Source organism: Fibrobacterota bacterium (assembly GCA_019509785.1).
GTDB lineage: Bacteria > Fibrobacterota > Fibrobacteria > UBA11236 > UBA11236 > Chersky-265.
Map to the genome: position 1 here is coordinate 1 of JAEKLQ010000024.1, position 16,533 is coordinate 16,533.

Genomic DNA, 16,533 nt, shown 5'->3' on the forward strand with positions numbered 1-16,533 from the left:
CGGGATGTCTTGGACGCGATCGGCTCGATCCGGGGCAAATAGCGTTCCACCATGCATACGAGCACGACCATATATAACATCACGTTTTCGCGGATGAGGTAACCGGAAGTGATGGAGACGAGGCAATGGTTTAGCAAGGTGATCAGTACCGCGAACCCGATGGTCGAGGGATAGCGGGCGCTCCGCAAGGCCAGGCGCAGGGCTCTTCGCAACGTGGCCGCCAGGAACCAAACCAGAAGCCCCAGCCCGATGAAGCCATACTTGTGGAGGGTCTCGAAATATTCCGAATGGATCGACCACCAGTTAATGAATTTGCTCATTCCGAGTTGGGTGAAGAACAGGTAAAGACGGGCTCCCGAACCATGGCCGAACCAGGTCCGCTTTTGCCAAACCACCAGCGATTCGTGGATACGGTAGCCCAGCGAGGACCAGGGATTTACGAGTTCGTTGGCCGAATGCGCGGTCAGGCGATTGAGAATAAACCCTCCCAGGCCTGTGCCCGAGGAGAGGCGGAGAATCGCTTCCGCGGACACCACTAGGAGGACGAGCGCAGGCAAAAGTTTGCGTAAGCCGTCGAAGCCGATAAAACCCGCTTTACGGATGCGGAGGGATGCGTAAACCAGGAAGGAGGCGGCGGCCGATATCCAAAGCCCGCGTGTTTCGCACGCCAAAAGCCCCATCAGACAGAGTACCAGGCTGGCGAAAAGGAACCCCCTGATTCGCTTGGAAAGATCAAGGCCCAGCAAAATGGGGACGAGGAGCACGCCATCGGCGAAAAACACCTCGTTCCAGGTGATCACCCGTCCGCCGGCGATTAGGAATTCGGCATAGCCGCGGCGATTGAAGAGGAAAAGTCCGATGTAAGCAAGCACCAGGGAATCGGGTGTATTGAAGAAGAGGAAGTTCGAGCCAGGCAGGTTGCCAGGGAAATAGAGGAGATATCCCGCGAAGGCCAGCAGCATGAATCTGAAATTGTCCATGCGCAGGAAAAGCATTGGCAACGGGGCGAAAAAGAATCCGAACCAGGTTTGACGGGTGAAATGGGTGATAAGGCTTAGGATACCCAGATAGGCAAAGTACCCGCCGAAGGTCAAGGCATCGAGGGACGGGACTCGCCGGTCCGCTATGCGGTTCGCCGCGTGTATCGCCATAGTCCCATCCTGATCTGCCGCAATTTGGCGTAGTCCTCCGGTCGCTCTTCCCGGAAACGCCGGAAGTATTCGATCACGGAAACGCATGCCATTCCCGCGAAGATGCTTAAGCAGAAGCAACCAGCCACTATTTTCATCCGCTTCGGGGAAACGCGCTTCTGCGGCGGGACGGCCAGGTCGAGAACCTGGACCGTGGGCGTGTTTTTGGCTTCCTCGAATTTCGCGGTTTCGTATTGGCTCATCATCATTTCGAACAAGGTTTCCTGGATCTTCAGATTGCGCTTAAGCCTAAGCAACTGAAGCCCGAGATCGGGAGCCATCTTATACGGGATCAGGAGTTCGGATTTACGTTCTCGAAGCAGGCCGTCCCTCTGCCGCCTAAGCTCCGCCAACTCCAGCTCCGCTTCCTTTATCTTCGGGTTATCCGCGGAAAACACGCGCCGGTCGATGTCCAGGTTCAGCTCCGCCGCCATGTATTTGGCCTCCATGGTCGTGCCCGCATCTATGGTCGCCTTCGATTGCTCGTCGATATCCATCATGTTATTCCGTTTCTGGAACCCGACGAACTCGTTTTCCGCCGAGTCCAGATCGGTTTTGATGAGGGCCAGCCTTTCTTCCAGGAAGACGCGCTGGTTATGTTCCGTTTCCACGGAAAGCCGCTTATAGATGGCGTCCAACCGGGCAGCCATGAAATTGGCGATGCCTGCCGCCCTTTCCGGGCTCTCATCTTCCGCACGCAGCACGAAAGTCCCCTCGTCCGCCACTTCGAATCCGATGTGCTTACGGAATTCCTTTTCCAGATCTTCCATGAAGTACGTCTTCTTGCGGTCGAACTTATAGACATGGGCCAGCTTGAAGGAGTCGATGACCTCATGGTCGAGGGTGCGGCTTCCCAGGATCGCCAAGTACAGGTTTTCCAGGTTCTCGCCGCCCCCTTGCGACGAAAGCAGGCTTCCGGCGCCGGTCGCGAGCTTGGCTAGAGGGATGCCCTTCATGATTTTCGACAGCCCTTCGCCCGAACCCTTGGGCGGCATGAGCACCGTATGGGCTTCGTATTTCTTAGGCAAGAGGTACGCGGCGATCACGGCGGCGACAGTCCAGGCGACCGTGTGCGAAATCAGGAATCGCTTCCAGCCCGTTAGGACTAAAACGAAAGCGAGTACGTCCAGCCTGGCTTCTTGGGGGGTCCTTACGATCATACGAAGTTATCCGTCCTCATCCGGCCGCTCCGGGTTATTCATCCGGGCGTTCCGCCCTCAGCGCGCCCTCGTCACGGCGATATAGGTGAGCGCCAGGCTGGCGATGGTGGCCAAGGTTTGCACCAAAGGCAGATAGACCGTGGTTACGCGCTTATTCTCCACGGAAGCGGGCACCACGATAACGTCCCCTTCTTCGATGGACTCCGGGCTACGTAGCTGGGCTATGCCATTATAATATCGCATAACCACTATATTTGGTTTATCCGCCAGGCTCGTATACCCCTTCGCCAGCGAGATATAGTGGAGAAGCGGCTCTCCGCCCTTGAATGGATAGGCGCCGGGGCTTCGTACGTTGCCGCTGACGTAAACGAATTCTTCCTTGCGCGGGACGTGGATTTCGTCCCCGCCCTCCAGCTTGACCGCGGAAGGCGGATTGCTTTCCAGGCTGATCACCGCGAAATCGCCGGTCCCGATCATGTCGTTCAGGGAAGCGTTGATCTCGGGCCTTACCGCGGCGCTGGAGGCCGAAGCCCAGCGCGGCGGCGCTAGGGCATTGGCCTTGGACGGAAGGTATGCCGTTCCCGGTGGCATAAGTTTATTCGAGCGGACGATGAAGACCCGGTTCATGCTGGCTTGGGGGGTGCCTTGCCCGGCGAAATCGAGGATATCCTGGGCGGTCGTCTTACCCCTTTCGATGGGATAGGTGCCCGGCCTTAAAGCTTCGCCGCTCACGAGAACGGTATCTTGGGATCCGAAGTTGGCCAGAGACGGTATGGTGATTACATCGTTGTCGATCAAAACCAAGGAAGAAGCTTCATGCAGCGGAATTTTACGCGGCCCGCTTCCGGCGCTACGGTACATCACATAACCCGTATCGGCAGAATTTCTACGGGCCAGCAGAGGCAGCACATCGCCAAGGGTTTCGCCCGGGATCAAGGGAATGCGGCCTTGCACCAGGCCCGTCAATTCGCCCCCGATGCAAACACTGGAGCCCGTATTCGGGACCTCGATCCGGTCTCCCGTGTAGAGGTAAGGATTTTGCGAGGCATCCCCGCCCGATAGGGCCTTGAGCAGGTCGTAGACCTTCACCGAATCGCCGTTGCCGCAACGGACCTGGCGAAGGTTGGCTTCGCCGTAGGAAGGCAATTGGCCCTGGTTGCCTTGCATTACCGCATCCAGCAAGCGGCGCGTTCCGTCCAGCCTGTATGAGCCGGGATTCGAGAGGGCGCCCACCATGGTAACGACCGGGCGTTTGCATTTCTTCAGCATCACGTAGACATCGTATCTGCCCTTAAGCGAAGCCCGGAACGATTTCTTTATCCTCACGATGGCTTCCGTGAGCGGGATCTTGCCCAGGGTAATCAGGCCTACGTCCCCGATATACAGGTTTCCGTCCGGATCGACGGTCGCCCCGTACTCATGGCTCGGCAGGCCGATGATTCCTATCCGGAACGCGTCCCCGCCCCCGATCAGGTATTCCTTGGGTACGATGGAATTGTCCACGGACTCGTCAGCTATGCCGGAAGCGAGGTCGGGCTTGGGGCCGGACTCGGCGAGAAACTTCCGGGCCGTTATCGATGAGATGTCGAATGGCCCGGCCGCGGCGACCAGCGAGCAGAAAGGAATCAAAAGTTGGTCGATCCGCATACAGCCCCAAAATGCCCCAACCTTGATCGCTTAGGACTCTCTCCCGGATTTCACGAATGCAAAGCCCATGCCATGGTCGGCACCGCGATTAGGGCCCGATTATGAAGGGCCCGGGGCCTATCGGGTCGGGTATTGCCCGACGGCATTCAAGAATTGACCGCTAAGTCGCGGGTCGGCGGGGAGGCTGGGGATGGGTCGGAGGCGGGTACGGCCGGGGGCCAAGGAGAGGAGCTAGACTCCCGACTTCACCTTGGCCGCGCCATTGCCTGCAGCCGGAAGGGCGGCCCCATGCTGCAGCTCGCGGGCGATGTCGTTGAAGATCTCCACCTCGTGGCGGCCGAAGTTCACCGGTTCGATCACCGGCAGGTACTTCTGGTGCACGCCGTCCTTGTTCACCAAGGTGCCGCTCTTCTCGAAGGTGGTCACGGTGGGCAGAGCCACCGACACGTTCCCGTACTTGAGCAGATCGGATTTGGCGAAGTCGAGCAGGACCACGTTCTCGCTGCGGTCCAGCACCGCCTTCAGCTCCGCGGTCGCTTGGTAGCCGGGGATATTATGGACGAGGACCAAGGTGGCGATCTTGGCCTTGTCCGCCGCGAGTTCCTTGAGGGAGGCGTCGGCGTCGATGCCGAGGGTTTCCTGCATTCCCTTGCGGTTGGGATTCTTGTCGCCCGAGATGGTGAAACCGGGGAAGACCTCGTCGGCGCGGCCGGGATTGGCGTAGCCGGCCACTTCGGATCCGGGTACGGCGGCGGCCAGGAGTTGCAGGGCGGCGAAGGCTTCGTTGGAATTCCAGGCGCTGATCAGGAACACCGCCCGGCCTTTCTTGAGCAAGGCGGCGGCGGCCTGGCGGGCCTCCTTATAAGTCGCGTCCTTGCCGTCGAGGAGCGGCTTCATCAATCGGTTTTCCTGCACGTAAGGGAAGGAGAGGCGGCCGTAATCGCACATCCATTCCTTGTTCACCTGATCGTTCCGGCGCGGTACGATGCGCTTGATCTTCTCCTTGGCATCCAGATCGACGCGGGTGTTGCAGCCCACGGCGCAATCGGCGCACATCGAAGGGCGCGAATGCAGGTTCCAAACGCGGGTCTGGAACAGGAAATCGGAGGAGACCAAGGCGCCTACCGGGCAGATGTCCACGGTGTTCAGGGAGAGGGGGTTATCCAGGGCCTTGCCCGGGAACAACGAGATCTCGGAGCGATCGCCGCGGTAGATGACGCCCAAGGTGCCCTGGCCGGAAATCTCCTCTTCGAAGCGCACGCAACGGGTGCATACGATGCAGCGCGATCCCCAGTACTTGACGTGGGGCCCCATGGTGGCCTTGGACTTGACAACCTTCTCTTCGTGGAAGCGGCCATGATCGCGGCCGTATTCGTAGGAATAATTCTGCAGCTTGCATTCGCCGGCCTGATCGCATTCGGGACAGTCCAGGGGATGGTTGATGAGCAGGAATTCCATCACCGACTTGCGGGCCTCTTCGACGTCCTTGCCCTTGGTGGTGACCTCCATGCCTTCGGCCACGGGTTGGGCGCAAGCCACGACGGGGCGCGGCGCCCCTTTCAGGCCCACCATGCAAATACGGCAATTGCCGGCGATGGTCAGATCCGGGTGATAGCAGTAATGCGGGATGTCGATTCCGTTTTCCTGCGCGGCGCGGATCACGGTCCAATTGGCAGGAACGGTGAGTTCCTTGTCGTCGATCTTGATCTTGACTTCTTTGGGGGCGCTCATCGCGAATCCTTCCGCCTTACTTCTTTTCCTGCCGCGAACCGACGTCCATGGCGCTCGGCCCCGCGCCTGTGGCGGATAACCGCTTGGCCTCCGGCGAGATCTCGTCCCGGTAGTTGCGCTGCTTCTCTACGAAAGCCTTGTCCTTGATCTTGGCGAGGAAGTCGCCCTTGAAATGCTGCAGGAAGCCTTGCATGGGCATGGCCGCCGCGTCGGCCAACACGCAGATGGTGCGTCCGCGCATGTTCTTGCAGACGTCGGCCAAGAGCTCCAGATCGCCCTCGTGGCCTTCGGCATGATGCATGCGATGGGCCAATTTCTCCAGCCAGCCCGTGCCTTCGCGGCAAGGGGTACACTGGCCGCAAGACTCGTGATGGTAGAAGCGCATAGTATTATAGATGGCGTCGACCATGTCCACGCTCTCGTCCAGCACGGTGATGCCGCCCGAACCGAGCATGGATCCCAGCGAGGCCAGGCTCTCGTAATCGAGGGTGCATTTGTCGACCATCTCGACGGTAAGCACCGGGGCAGACATTCCGCCGGGAATCACCGCTTTCAGCTTGGTCCCGTCCTTCATGCCGCCGCCATACTTCTCGATCATCTCGCGCATGGGGATGCCGAGGGGAACTTCGTACACGCCCGGTTTCTTGACCGCGCCGGAAAGGCAGAAAATCTTGAAGCCCGGGCTCTTCTCCGTGCCCCATTGCTTATGCCAGGCGGCGCCGTTCTTGACGATATGCGTCACCGCGGAAATGGTCTCCACGTTGTTGACGATGGTGGGGCACTTGAACAGCCCTGAGACCGCCGGGAAGGGCGGCTTGATCTTGGGATAGCCGCGGCCGCCCTCGATGGAGGAGAGCATGCCCGTCTCTTCGCCGCAAATGTAGGCTCCCGCCCCCCGCACCACGGTGATGATGAGGTCTACGGCGGTCTTGCCTTCGGCCGCGGTTCCGAAAATACCCTTGCCCACGAAGCCCTTGGCCTTGGCCTCATTCACCGCGGCGAGCAAGCGCTCATAACCGAGGATGAATTCGCCGCGCAGGTAGAGGAAGGCGTGCTTGGATCCGATGGCGTAGCAGGTGAGGATGACGCCCTCGACCAACTGGTGCGGATCCCTTTCCAGGATGTAACGATCCTTGAAGGTCCCCGGCTCGCTCTCGTCGCCGTTGACGGCCAGGTAGATGGGCTTGCCCGTGCCCTTGGCCAGGAAGCTCCACTTCTTGCCGGTGGGGAAGCCCGCGCCGCCGCGGCCGCGCAGGCCCGATTCGTCCACCAGCTTGATAAGGGCCGCCGGATCGGTGACGCCGACATGGGCGCGCGCGGTCTCATAGCCGCCGCGCTTCAGATAATGATCGAGGGTATGGGAGCCGGGCTCGTTGATGTACTTCAGCAGAATGGGGCTGAAGGGAACCACGGGCTTAGGAGCGGCGGGAGCGGCCGGGGCAGCGGGCGGAGCGCCAGCTCCAGGGGCCGGAGCGGCCGCCGCAGGGGCCGCGCCCGCGGGGGCCGGTTGGGGCGCGCCCACGTTCTTTTGGGCGGCGGACTCGTCGGCCTTTTGTTGGGGCGGCACGCCGGGGGCGCCGGCCGGATTGGGCTTGGTTTCGTCGGCCATTTTAATGAGCCCCCTTCTTATGGCCGTTGGTCGAAGGCTTGGCCCCGCCATTAACGCCATCGGCGACGGGCACGGTGAGCGGGGTCGCCAAAGGTTTAGGGATCGCCGTGGTCAAGGGGCCTTGGCCCGCGGCCAGGTACGGATCCTTATCGTCGAAATGGCGCGCTCCCTCGTCGGTTTCGCCCGGGAAATTGTAATGCGCCGGCAGGTAAGGCACGCGCGTGTCCATGGCCTTGCCGGCTTTGCCCGCGTATTCGGAGGGCGACTTGCCTTCCTTCTTAAGCAGCGAATCGATGTACTCGTCCATCGTCTTCCCGCGCATGGAGCAGAAGTGCTCGTTGTCCTTCTGCACCACCGGAGGCTTATCGCAATCGGCCAGGCACTCCACCTTCTCGCAAGAGAAAAGGCCGTCGGCGGTGATCTCGCCGGCCTTGATGCCGAGCTTCGCGCGGATCCGGTCCAAGGCCGCGTCGGTATTGCCTTCCAGGGCGCACATCAAGGTGGCGCAGACCATGAAGCGATGCTTTCCGTGGAACGGGCGCTTGAAATGGGTGTAGAAGGTGACCATGCCCTGCACGTGCGCCACCGGCATATTGCAGAGGTTGGCGACGATTTCCATGGCCTCGTCCGTGATGCAGCCGAATTCCTCTTCGGCCAGGCGCAGGGTCATCATCAGGGCCGAACGCTTGTTGGGGTACTCTTCGGCGTATTCGTGGAACTTGGCCATGCGTTCGGGCGAGAGTTCGGTTCGGCGGACGGCGGCCGCCCCCTTGGACGTGGTCGGGCTCATCGATCGAGCTCCCCGGCGATGATGTTGAACGATCCCAGGATGGCCACCAGATCGGCCAGCATGGCCCCGTCCAAAAGCTTGGACAGGATGGGGTAGTTGATGAAGGAGCAGCCGCGGATACGCACCCGGTAGGGATTGGAGGAACCGTCCGAAACGATGTGCCAACCGAGTTCGCCGTTGGGCGCTTCGGTGGCCGAGTACTGGTCGGTCACGGGCGGATGGATGCCATGATCGTCGCCCGGCATCACCAATTTGAAGTGGTGGATGAGCGATTCCATGTCCCCGTAGGTAGACGTCTTGTCCGGCAAGGTCCTCTTCTGATCCTGGAAATTGATGGGGCCGGGCTCCAGGAGTTTCATGGCCTGGCGCACCAGCTGGATGGACTGTTCCATCTCGTCCACGCGCACCTTGTAACGCGAAAGCGTGTCGCCTTCCTTGTATACGGGCACGTCGAACTTGAGTTCGTTATAGATCAGGTACGGCCGGAATTTGCGGAGGTCGTAGTCCAGGCCCGAGGCGCGCCCCATGGGTCCCGTAATCCCGTAGGACATGGCCATGTCTTTCGAGATGCAGCCGATGCCTTCGACGCGATCCAGGAAGATGCGGTTCTGGTAGAAGCTCTTCCGCAGATTGTCGATGGTCTTTTCCATGCTATCGAGGATGGCGGTGACCCGCTTCTCGAAATCGGCGGGCAGGTCGAAGGCGAGGCCGCCCACGCGCGTGTAGCTGGTCGTCAGGCGCGTGCCGGTCACGGCCTCGAACACGTCGTATAGCTTCTCGCGCTCCACGAAGGTCCACAGGATGGAAGAGAAAGCGCCCAAATCCATGGTCATGGCGCCCAGGCATAGGGAATGGTCCGCCAGGCGGGACATCTCGGCCAGGATGGTGCGGATCACCTGGCAGCGGCGGGGCACGGTGATGCCGAGCAATTCCTCGCACGCCACGGCGAAGCCGATGTTGTTGGAAAGCGGCGAGAAGTAATTGAGGCGATCGGTCAAGGTGATGAACTGGTTGTAGCTGCGGAACTCGCCCAGCTTCTCGAAACCGGTATGCAGGAATCCGATCTCCTGTTCCGTCTTCACGATGCGCTCGCCCTTCACTTCCATCTTGACGCGCAAGGTCCCGTGCATGGCGGGATGCGACGGGCCCACGTTCATATGGACGGTGTTCTCGTCGCGCTCGACGATCTCCTGCTCGTAGGAATACATCAGCCTTCCCCTTTCGGCCGTTGGGTGCTGGCATGGTAGACGGGGAAATTGCCGCGCTCGCCGCGGCCCTTGAGGGGGTAATCCTTACGCAAGGGATGCCCTTCGTAATCGTCCGGCATGAGGATGCGCTTCAGATCCGGATGGCCCATGAATTCGATGCCGTACAGGTCCCACACCTCGCGCTCGGTCCAATTGGCCCCGGCGAAGAGATCGGTGATGGATGGCAGGCGCGGATCCCCGTCCGGCACGAAAGCCTTCACCTGCGCCTTCACGCCGAGTTCGGGGGACAGCAGGGTGTAAACGACCGCGAAGCGTTCGGGCTGGGCGACGGGGTACTTCAGATAATCCACGGCCGTGATGTCGATGAACATGGCGAAGCCGAGCGAGGGCTCATCGCGCAGGAAGCGGATCAGATCCTTGGCGTCCTGTCCCTTCACCTTGAACTGGTGGTAATGCGATTTCTCCTCGCGGCCCAACAGGCGGTCGCCCATGCGGGCTTCCACTTGCGCGATCACCTTGAGATGGTTTTCAGGAAGGTAAGTAATCATGTCTTGGCCTGGGGAGCGGCATGGTCCGCGGCGGGATGGCGGGGAGGATTTCCCGCCGCCTCGGCGGCGACCGGGTGGTGGGCATGCTGCGGGGTGCTGCGATCCACGCCATGCCGGTAATGCGTATCCGGCGTGCGGAAGGCCACCGACTTGGCCGGATCGGAGGCCCCGTCCGAGGTGACGTATTCCTGAGACTTGGCCTGGCCCTTCTTGGCCTTCTCCTGCACCATCATCAAGGCGTCCAGGAAGGCTTCTGGCCGCGGCGGGCAGCCCGGCATGTACGCATCCACGGGGATGAATTGATCCACGCCCTGGATGAGGGTATAGGTGTCGAAGACGCCGCCGGAGCTGGCGCAGGCGCCCATGGAGATGCACCATTTGGGCTCGGGCATCTGTTCCCAGATGCGTTGCAACACGGGCATCATCTTGAGGGAGATGCGCCCCGAGACGATGAGCAGGTCGCTCTGGCGCGGGCTGAACTTCATCACCTCCGAGCCGAAGCGGGAGGCGTCGTACTTGGCCATGAAGGTGGCCATCATCTCGATGCCGCAGCAGGCGGTGCCGAAGGGCATGGGCCACAGGCTGTTGGCGCGGGCCCAGTTGATGGCCGTGTTCAGGGTGGTCGTCGTCCAATCGTTGGTGGAGCCGGTCATATCACTCCCATTCCAGGGCCCGGGTCTTGATAATGTAAAAGAGCCCCATCCCGAGGATAACCAGGAAGAAAAGCACCGCGGGCAGGGTCCCGGTGTGGAGGAGATGCTTGAAGCCCAATGCCCACGGCAGCAAGAAGATGGTCTCGATATCGAACAAGATGAAGAGCAAGGCGAAAGTGTAAAACTTCAGGGCGAATGGCCGATGCGGATTGTCGACCTGATCGACACCGCACTCATAGGGTTCAAACTTGACCTTACTGTAGGTCTTCTTGGGGCCGAGGAAAGACGAGGCGGCGATGGCGCCGACGCCGGTCAATACTACGAGAATTCCGTACAGGATGAAGGGGAGATATTCGCTGAGCATTCCAGGCTTTCGGGACCCCGTATCCGAGCCGTCCGACTAGGGTTCCCGGATGCGGAAAAGTGGGTTTTTCAGTCCGTTTTCAAAGGGAAAAGCTAGGAAATGCCGATGGGATCGGCAACCGCGCCGCAGCCGCCTCCCCTTACGGCCAAAGGCCGCACGCAGTTTTTCCACCACCCCCATGGGACAACTTTATCTTCAGGATCAGGGCGAACGCCCCTGCCGCGGACCGCGTAACTAATTGAGACGCCCGCTGGGCTACCAGCAGGGGAGGAGAATTATGTCTGAAGGGAAAAGGCAGGAGCCCGAAGCTCTGGTGCTCGATAGGATGTTGTCGGGGCTGGCTTTCCCGGCCACTCTCGCCCAGGTCGCCAACCACCTGGCCATGACCGCGAACGCCAAGGGCGGCGGCCGCGCCGCCGAACTGCACGATTTGATCATCCAGCTGGATGTGCAAGAGTTCGCCAGCCGGGAGGCCTTGCATAAGGCCATCCGCGAGTACCACGCTTGGGAGCGCGAGCATAGCCTATTAGTGGGGTGAGATTATCGAGAGGGCCGGGAGTTATCGGTGCGATTCGGTTCGGGCCTGGGAAGAACCCCGGGTCGGCGCGAAGCGGGGACCGGCTCTGAACGCATCCCGCCGGAACCGTCCCTCGACATCATAGCCCGCCCGCTCGCCTTGGGCCAGCTTCCCGGCGCCGGACGCGCCTAACGCCGAAGGCTCCGCCACCGTCACCGTCATGGACCCGCATTCGGCGGGACCGCCATTATCCAGGCATAAGGACACCTTCAAGTCGCCCTGGGCCTGGGGCGAAAAAAGCCATAAGCCCTCGTCCGCCCCCGAGGCCGTATCCACTTGGACTCCCTCCAGGGTCCAGACCGCGTGCAAGTCGGGAAAGGGACTGGCCTGGATCAGGGACAGGTTGGTAATCACCGGGCGGATGAGCATGGAATCCCGGCCGTTCCAGGCCTTATCCGCAGGCATGGTGAAGAGCGGATCCGGCGCTACGTTCCGGATCGCGATGCGTACATCGCGGCTGCGCGCGCTATCGCGAAAGTGCGCGGAGAAACGCAGGACCATGGCCGTATCGGCCGTGACCCGGGGAAGCGCCAAGGAGAGGGATTTCACCTCCGGATCCAGAAGGCGCAACGGGAGACCGTCCACCCATGACCATTGGAATTGGTCGGCGCAATCGGCGGTCGCGGAAAGCCGCAGGGCCGATCCCTCGGGGAGGGAAGTATCCGCCGGGACGAGGAAACGGATGTCGCAAAGGACGGGCGGCGCGAAGGAGAGCAAGGTCTGGCCCGGCTGCTGGTTGGCGTAGGCCAGCTTGATCCAATCCGGGGTACGCGTCGCGGCGGAAACCTCCGGTTCATCCAACATCCCCTGGTAATACGCGTCGGCGGCCCAATTGCTCCGGCCCAGGAAATTGGAGCCCCGCGTCAAAGCGGGTATGGTATCGTCGAGGTCGCCCGCGGCGATTTCCGCGCCGTTGCGGTAAATGCGGGCCGTCTTCCCCGAGACCGTGACGGCGAAAAGTTGCCATTCCCCCAGCACCAGGGTCCCGCCCGGGGTGGTCACGGAACTCGCATGGGAACCGTTCCAGATCTCGAAGTGGAGCGAGTCGCCGCCGTTGGATCGGCTTAAGTACACGTTGTCCTTGCCCGCGCCATTGCCGAAGTCCATGAACCGCGCCCCTGGGGCCGTCGAAGCGGGATTGGCCCAAACCGAAAACGTGAATTCCCGGGACACGCTGTCGAAGGGTTGCCAGGTCTGGAGGAAATCGCCCGGATTCCCGCCATCCAGGCTGTCCGCGAAACCGATCACCCCGCGCGTCTGTTCATCGGCATCGTAGTTCCCCGCTACCGCCTCCATGCCGCCGGGCACGGCGTTCGGCCGCGCCGTCTGGTACCTGCCGCCCAGGTGCCACACCGCCGCGAAACCGTTGGAATGCGAGAACACCTTGCCGGGCTCGCTCGCGGCGGCCGCCGAGGGATTGCCCCAATGGAGCCGCAGCAGGGTCCCTTTGGAATTCCCCTTTACCGTGTCGGCCAAAACCCACAGGGCGGCCGTTCCGGCGGCGGAATCGTAGGTGTCGATCTCGAACGGCAAAGCCGTTCCGTCGGGCTTGCTGAAGCGGATGTCCTGCCCGCTGCCGCGGGCCTGGGCGAAAGGGAAATCGGCGGCGGTAAGCCGTACCAGGACGGGAAAGGAAACGACATCGGCGGAAACCCCGGCTCCGTCCGGCGAGGTATCGAAGTAGATATCCTTCTGATGGGCCCAAGCGGAATAGTCATCGGCGATGGCGGGCACGGATGCGATCAAGACGGAGAGTAAGCAAAGACGACCGGTATGGAACATACCCGAATCCCCGACCCTCGCGGGCCCTGGCAACCGAATCATTGTAAACCTCAGGAAGAGCGCTATGCCGAAACTAGACTCCCCCGACATCAAATAATATCCCCTGCCTAGGGTCGAATCCACCGATGCTTATGTTATTTGCGGATAATCCGGAGAAAGGTCAAGATTAGGGAGCGGGAGCGCTGTCGGGCCGGCCTCGCTCTCAGGGCAGCCCAAATGCATTGGCTCGGTTCAGATCCCGACCGTTAATGAAGTGCCGAGCATCCACCGCGTCCCGTCATTCAATTGGCCCGACCCGAACAGGAAATGCCCGAAGGGGGGACTGACCGGCGGCACGTACGCGGTATGGCCGAAATTGACTTCCAGCCTGAAATCAAGCCAACCCAGCGAGGCGGGCGGGAACAGGATGAATCCGATATCGGAAAGCGGCCCGAAGCGCGTACGTTCGAATTTGAAGGCCAACCTCTGGAAGGGCCGCAACTCCACGTCCCAACCATTCATTCCCCACGAATCGTCCTGCGCCGAACCTTCCTTCGGATCGTGGGGCTCATTGAAGAACAATCCCATGCGGGCATGCACCAACCGGCCCGCCGAAGCCCATGCCAGCGAGGGCTCCATCCATCCGGGGATTTTGAAGGAGCCGACCTCGTCCGGCAAGCGGGCCTTGGGCGATATGAAATGGTGGTAGGCGAATCCAAGATCGAGGCGCCCGTGCGGGTTCGTATGGGCCGCGTCCAGCCCGATGTCCATGCCTACGCCGTGGGAATGCACGGCGTTGAACGCGTTATACCCGACGATGGCCAGGTCCATTCCCGCCGCGATCCGGTAAGGCGCATCGGGATCGGCCGGATAAACGGCGGCGATGCCGGGAACGTATTCGCCTTCGTCATTCACAATATTGGTGGCATCGAGGCGCTTGATCCCTCCGAAGTACCCGAATCCCGCGGCGAGGCCGATGGGGAGGGAAAGCTTGTCCTGCGGCCACCCGAAAGCCAATTGCCCGAAGGTTTGCCGGTACTCCATGCTGGTCCATCCGGTATTTCCGACGGCAACCGATACGCGATGCACATCGGCCAGGGCGGCGGGATTGAAGCGCGCGGCGGCGGGCCCCTGGGAGGGCAGGCCTGTCTGCGCCTGGGAAATGATGTTGTCTTCACGATAGGTGATTTGCGCGATGGCCGAGGCGGGGAACAAGGCGCCCAGGAGCGCGAGGAGCAAAGTTTTCACGGGCATGCGGAAAGGATAATTAATTCCGCGGTGACGCCTTTGGCGTCCTGCTAATGCCAGAACAGATTCACCGTCTCGAGCAGGAACAGCGCGATGATGATCCATTCCAGCATATTGCTTTGACGGAACTGGAGCATCTCAGCGAACAATTCGAGGTTCTCCTTGATCTCGCGCAGTTGGTAGTCGAGGGAACGGAAGCGCTCCACCACGTCGAAGGTCTTCTTCATGCCGCGATCGATCTTGTCCAGGTACTCGTTCTCCCAGGTGATGTCCGGCGCGTCCATGATGTACAGGTTGTCCACCATGCGGTTGCGCACGCCCAAGGTGCGGCCGATGTATTTCTGCACGTTGCGGCGCGAGGTCTTCAGGCGTCCGTAGCGTTCCAGTTCCAAGGCCACGCGTCCCGCATCGGCCAGGAGCCTGTCCACGATGGACTCGTTGTAGTCCAGCGCCGCAGAATGGCCCACGTACAGCATGATGATGCGCAGCACGTCGGCGTTGAAGGCGGGAAGATGGATGTCGTTGAATCCGAAAGCCAGTTCCTGCGCGCCGGCATGCACGCGGAAGTCCTCGCTCATGCGGCGATCCAGGGGGATTTCGAAATACTGCGTAAGGCTCTCCAGCACCGAGTTCATTTCGGCTTCGCCATGCCCCGCGAAGGTGACCACGCCGTAATCCATGACGTAGACGTAGCCCTCTTCCCGCTCCCCCGTACCTTCGGGGGAGGCCGCCTTGCGGCGGAAAAACAGCTCGCCCGGGGCGGCGGCCACCAACTCGCCGGCAAAACCAGCGCGGCAACGTTTGATGTCTATCCCTTCGGCCACTTGGAAGGCCCGGATGGTGAGGAGATGGCGCGTATCGAGTTCCATAAGGCAACGATACTCGTAGAACGGGCTGTCGGGCAAGTCGCATGATGTCACTCGCGGGCGGAGGAGCACCATCAAGGTTACCTGATGAGACTCGGGCTGCCCAATTGACAGATCTGAGAGGGCGCCCTTAAATCGTGTCGCCCGCCTTGGCCTCGGCCACGCCGGACAGCGCCGTTTCGAAGAGAGGTCCGGTAAGGTAGCGTTCCCCGGAGTCGGGCAAGATCACGACGATGGTTTTGCCGGAAAACTCCGGCAATGCCGCCAGCCTTGCCGCCACCGCCACGGCGGCGCCGCTGCTTACCCCGGAGAGGATCCCCTCTTCGGCGGCCAGGCGCCGGGCGAATTCCAGCGAGTCGGCGGAATTGATCAGTTCGACCCGGTCTACGACGGATAGGTCCAAGGTCTTCGGGATAAAGCCGGCCCCGATCCCTTGGATCTTGTGCGGCGCGGGTTTGATTTCCTGCTTGGCCAGGAATTGCGAAATCACCGGGCTTTCGCTCGGCTCGACCGCCACGCTGAGGATGGCCTTGCCTTTTTGCTTCTTGATGAAACGCGAGACGCCCGTAATGGTCCCGCCCGTCCCTACGCCCGAAACCAGGATGTCGATCTTGCCATCGGTGTCCTCCCATATTTCCGGGCCCGTGGTGGACTCGTGGATCGCCGGATTGGCCGGGTTCTCGAATTGCTGGGGCATGTAATAACGCTGAGGATCGGCGTCGCGTATTTCGGCGGCTTTCTTGATCGCGCCGTTCATCCCCTTGGGCCCTTCGGTCAATACGATGCGCGCGCCGAAAGCCTTCAGCACCTTGCGGCGCTCGACGCTCATCGTTTCCGGCATGACCAAGGTGATTTTGTATCCGCGCGCCGCGGCGACGAAGGCGAGGGCGATGCCGGTATTGCCGGAGGTCGGCTCCACGATCTCGACGCCGGGCTTCAACAGGCCCTTCTTCTCGGCGTCCCAGATCAATGCCGCTCCGAGCCGGCACTTGACGGAATAGGCCGGATTGCGCCCCTCTATTTTCGCGAAGACCTTGCCCCCTTGGGGCACGACGCGATTCAACCGGATGAGGGGGGTCCGCCCGATTGATAGCGAGTTGTCATTGAAGATGGCCATCGTGTTCCTCTCGAGTCGCCGGAAGCGGGGATTCGCGTATCCGTAGATATCGATAAAGGAAAGA

15 protein-coding genes are annotated in these 16,533 nt (G+C 61.1%); 1 reads left to right on the forward strand and 14 read right to left on the reverse strand.

The window, feature by feature from the left end:
• From JF616_03080 to JF616_03125, 10 genes are all read right to left on the reverse strand, one after another.
• Positions 1 to 1,151: O-antigen ligase family protein (locus tag JF616_03080; GenBank protein MBW8886719.1), on the reverse strand; the 1,151-nt coding region annotated here is incomplete at its 3' end.
• Positions 1,124 to 2,350, reverse strand: a complete 1,227-nt coding sequence (locus JF616_03085) for a hypothetical protein (protein MBW8886720.1) — start codon at positions 2,348 to 2,350, stop codon at positions 1,124 to 1,126. The genes JF616_03085 and JF616_03080, both read right to left, overlap by 28 nt.
• 57 nt (positions 2,351 to 2,407) lie before the next feature.
• Positions 2,408 to 3,979, reverse strand: coding sequence for an SLBB domain-containing protein (locus JF616_03090; protein ID MBW8886721.1), 1,572 nt, complete (start codon positions 3,977 to 3,979; stop codon positions 2,408 to 2,410).
• Positions 3,980 to 4,228: 249 nt separating this feature from the next.
• Positions 4,229 to 5,728: a (2Fe-2S)-binding protein gene (locus tag JF616_03095; GenBank protein MBW8886722.1), complete on the reverse strand. Its 1,500-nt coding sequence runs from the start codon at positions 5,726 to 5,728 to the stop codon at positions 4,229 to 4,231.
• Positions 5,729 to 5,744: 16 nt separating this feature from the next.
• The gene (gene nuoF, locus JF616_03100; protein MBW8886723.1) at positions 5,745 to 7,337 is read right to left on the reverse strand and encodes an NADH-quinone oxidoreductase subunit NuoF; all 1,593 of its coding nucleotides are present in this window, start codon (positions 7,335 to 7,337) and stop codon (positions 5,745 to 5,747) included.
• A 1-nt stretch (position 7,338) separates the two neighbouring features.
• Positions 7,339 to 8,127 carry an NAD(P)H-dependent oxidoreductase subunit E gene (locus tag JF616_03105; GenBank protein MBW8886724.1) on the reverse strand — a complete coding sequence of 263 codons (789 nt, stop codon included), beginning with the start codon at positions 8,125 to 8,127 and terminating at the stop codon, positions 7,339 to 7,341.
• The gene (locus JF616_03110; GenBank protein ID MBW8886725.1) at positions 8,124 to 9,335 is read right to left on the reverse strand and encodes an NADH-quinone oxidoreductase subunit D; all 1,212 of its coding nucleotides are present in this window, start codon (positions 9,333 to 9,335) and stop codon (positions 8,124 to 8,126) included. The genes JF616_03105 and JF616_03110 overlap by 4 nt, the downstream gene beginning before the upstream one ends.
• Positions 9,335 to 9,883: an NADH-quinone oxidoreductase subunit C gene (locus tag JF616_03115; protein ID MBW8886726.1), complete on the reverse strand. Its 549-nt coding sequence runs from the start codon at positions 9,881 to 9,883 to the stop codon at positions 9,335 to 9,337. The genes JF616_03110 and JF616_03115 overlap by 1 nt, the downstream gene beginning before the upstream one ends.
• On the reverse strand, positions 9,880 to 10,536 hold the full coding sequence (gene nuoB / locus JF616_03120) for an NADH-quinone oxidoreductase subunit NuoB (GenBank protein ID MBW8886727.1): 657 nt from the start codon (positions 10,534 to 10,536) through the stop codon (positions 9,880 to 9,882). The genes JF616_03115 and nuoB overlap by 4 nt, the downstream gene beginning before the upstream one ends.
• Before the next feature lies 1 nt (position 10,537).
• Positions 10,538 to 10,900, reverse strand: coding sequence for an NADH-quinone oxidoreductase subunit A (locus JF616_03125; protein ID MBW8886728.1), 363 nt, complete (start codon positions 10,898 to 10,900; stop codon positions 10,538 to 10,540).
• Between the two features lie 277 nt (positions 10,901 to 11,177).
• On the opposite strand from JF616_03125, the gene JF616_03130 reads away from it, so the two are divergent.
• Positions 11,178 to 11,438 carry a hypothetical protein gene (locus JF616_03130; protein MBW8886729.1) on the forward strand — a complete coding sequence of 87 codons (261 nt, stop codon included), beginning with the start codon at positions 11,178 to 11,180 and terminating at the stop codon, positions 11,436 to 11,438.
• A gap of 21 nt (positions 11,439 to 11,459) precedes the next feature.
• Here the strand turns inward: JF616_03130 and JF616_03135 are convergent, their stop codons facing one another.
• The 4 genes from JF616_03135 to cysK all read right to left on the reverse strand — a co-directional run bounded on the left by JF616_03135 (position 11,460) and on the right by cysK (position 16,469).
• Positions 11,460 to 13,259 (reverse strand): DUF2341 domain-containing protein, encoded by a 1,800-nt coding sequence (locus JF616_03135; protein ID MBW8886730.1) that lies wholly within the window; start codon positions 13,257 to 13,259, stop codon positions 11,460 to 11,462.
• 231 nt (positions 13,260 to 13,490) lie between these two features.
• Positions 13,491 to 14,492 carry a hypothetical protein gene (locus JF616_03140; GenBank protein MBW8886731.1) on the reverse strand — a complete coding sequence of 334 codons (1,002 nt, stop codon included), beginning with the start codon at positions 14,490 to 14,492 and terminating at the stop codon, positions 13,491 to 13,493.
• Positions 14,493 to 14,536: 44 nt separating this feature from the next.
• A complete protein-coding gene (locus JF616_03145; GenBank protein MBW8886732.1) occupies positions 14,537 to 15,427 on the reverse strand; it encodes an RMD1 family protein in 891 nt (296 codons plus the stop codon).
• 55 nt (positions 15,428 to 15,482) lie between these two features.
• A complete protein-coding gene (cysK, locus tag JF616_03150; protein MBW8886733.1) occupies positions 15,483 to 16,469 on the reverse strand; it encodes a cysteine synthase A in 987 nt (328 codons plus the stop codon).
• Positions 16,470 to 16,533: the final 64 nt, after the last annotated feature.

What these genes read in the sequence shown, in the direction of transcription:
- JF616_03130 (MBW8886729.1), top strand. Translation starts at nt 11,178, where the DNA reads ATGTCTGAAGGGAAAAGGCAGGAGCCCGAAGCTCTGGTGCTCGATAGG.
- JF616_03125 (MBW8886728.1), bottom strand. Translation starts at nt 10,900, where the DNA reads ATGCTCAGCGAATATCTCCCCTTCATCCTGTACGGAATTCTCGTAGTA.
- cysK (MBW8886733.1), bottom strand. Translation starts at nt 16,469, where the DNA reads ATGGCCATCTTCAATGACAACTCGCTATCAATCGGGCGGACCCCCCTC.
- JF616_03085 (MBW8886720.1), bottom strand. Translation starts at nt 2,350, where the DNA reads ATGATCGTAAGGACCCCCCAAGAAGCCAGGCTGGACGTACTCGCTTTC.
- nuoF (MBW8886723.1), bottom strand. Translation starts at nt 7,337, where the DNA reads ATGGCCGACGAAACCAAGCCCAATCCGGCCGGCGCCCCCGGCGTGCCG.
- JF616_03145 (MBW8886732.1), bottom strand. Translation starts at nt 15,427, where the DNA reads ATGGTGCTCCTCCGCCCGCGAGTGACATCATGCGACTTGCCCGACAGC.
- JF616_03110 (MBW8886725.1), bottom strand. Translation starts at nt 9,335, where the DNA reads ATGTATTCCTACGAGCAGGAGATCGTCGAGCGCGACGAGAACACCGTC.
- JF616_03095 (MBW8886722.1), bottom strand. Translation starts at nt 5,728, where the DNA reads ATGAGCGCCCCCAAAGAAGTCAAGATCAAGATCGACGACAAGGAACTC.
- JF616_03140 (MBW8886731.1), bottom strand. Translation starts at nt 14,492, where the DNA reads ATGCCCGTGAAAACTTTGCTCCTCGCGCTCCTGGGCGCCTTGTTCCCC.
- JF616_03105 (MBW8886724.1), bottom strand. Translation starts at nt 8,127, where the DNA reads ATGAGCCCGACCACGTCCAAGGGGGCGGCCGCCGTCCGCCGAACCGAA.
- JF616_03135 (MBW8886730.1), bottom strand. Translation starts at nt 13,259, where the DNA reads ATGTTCCATACCGGTCGTCTTTGCTTACTCTCCGTCTTGATCGCATCC.
- nuoB (MBW8886727.1), bottom strand. Translation starts at nt 10,536, where the DNA reads ATGACCGGCTCCACCAACGATTGGACGACGACCACCCTGAACACGGCC.
- JF616_03115 (MBW8886726.1), bottom strand. Translation starts at nt 9,883, where the DNA reads ATGATTACTTACCTTCCTGAAAACCATCTCAAGGTGATCGCGCAAGTG.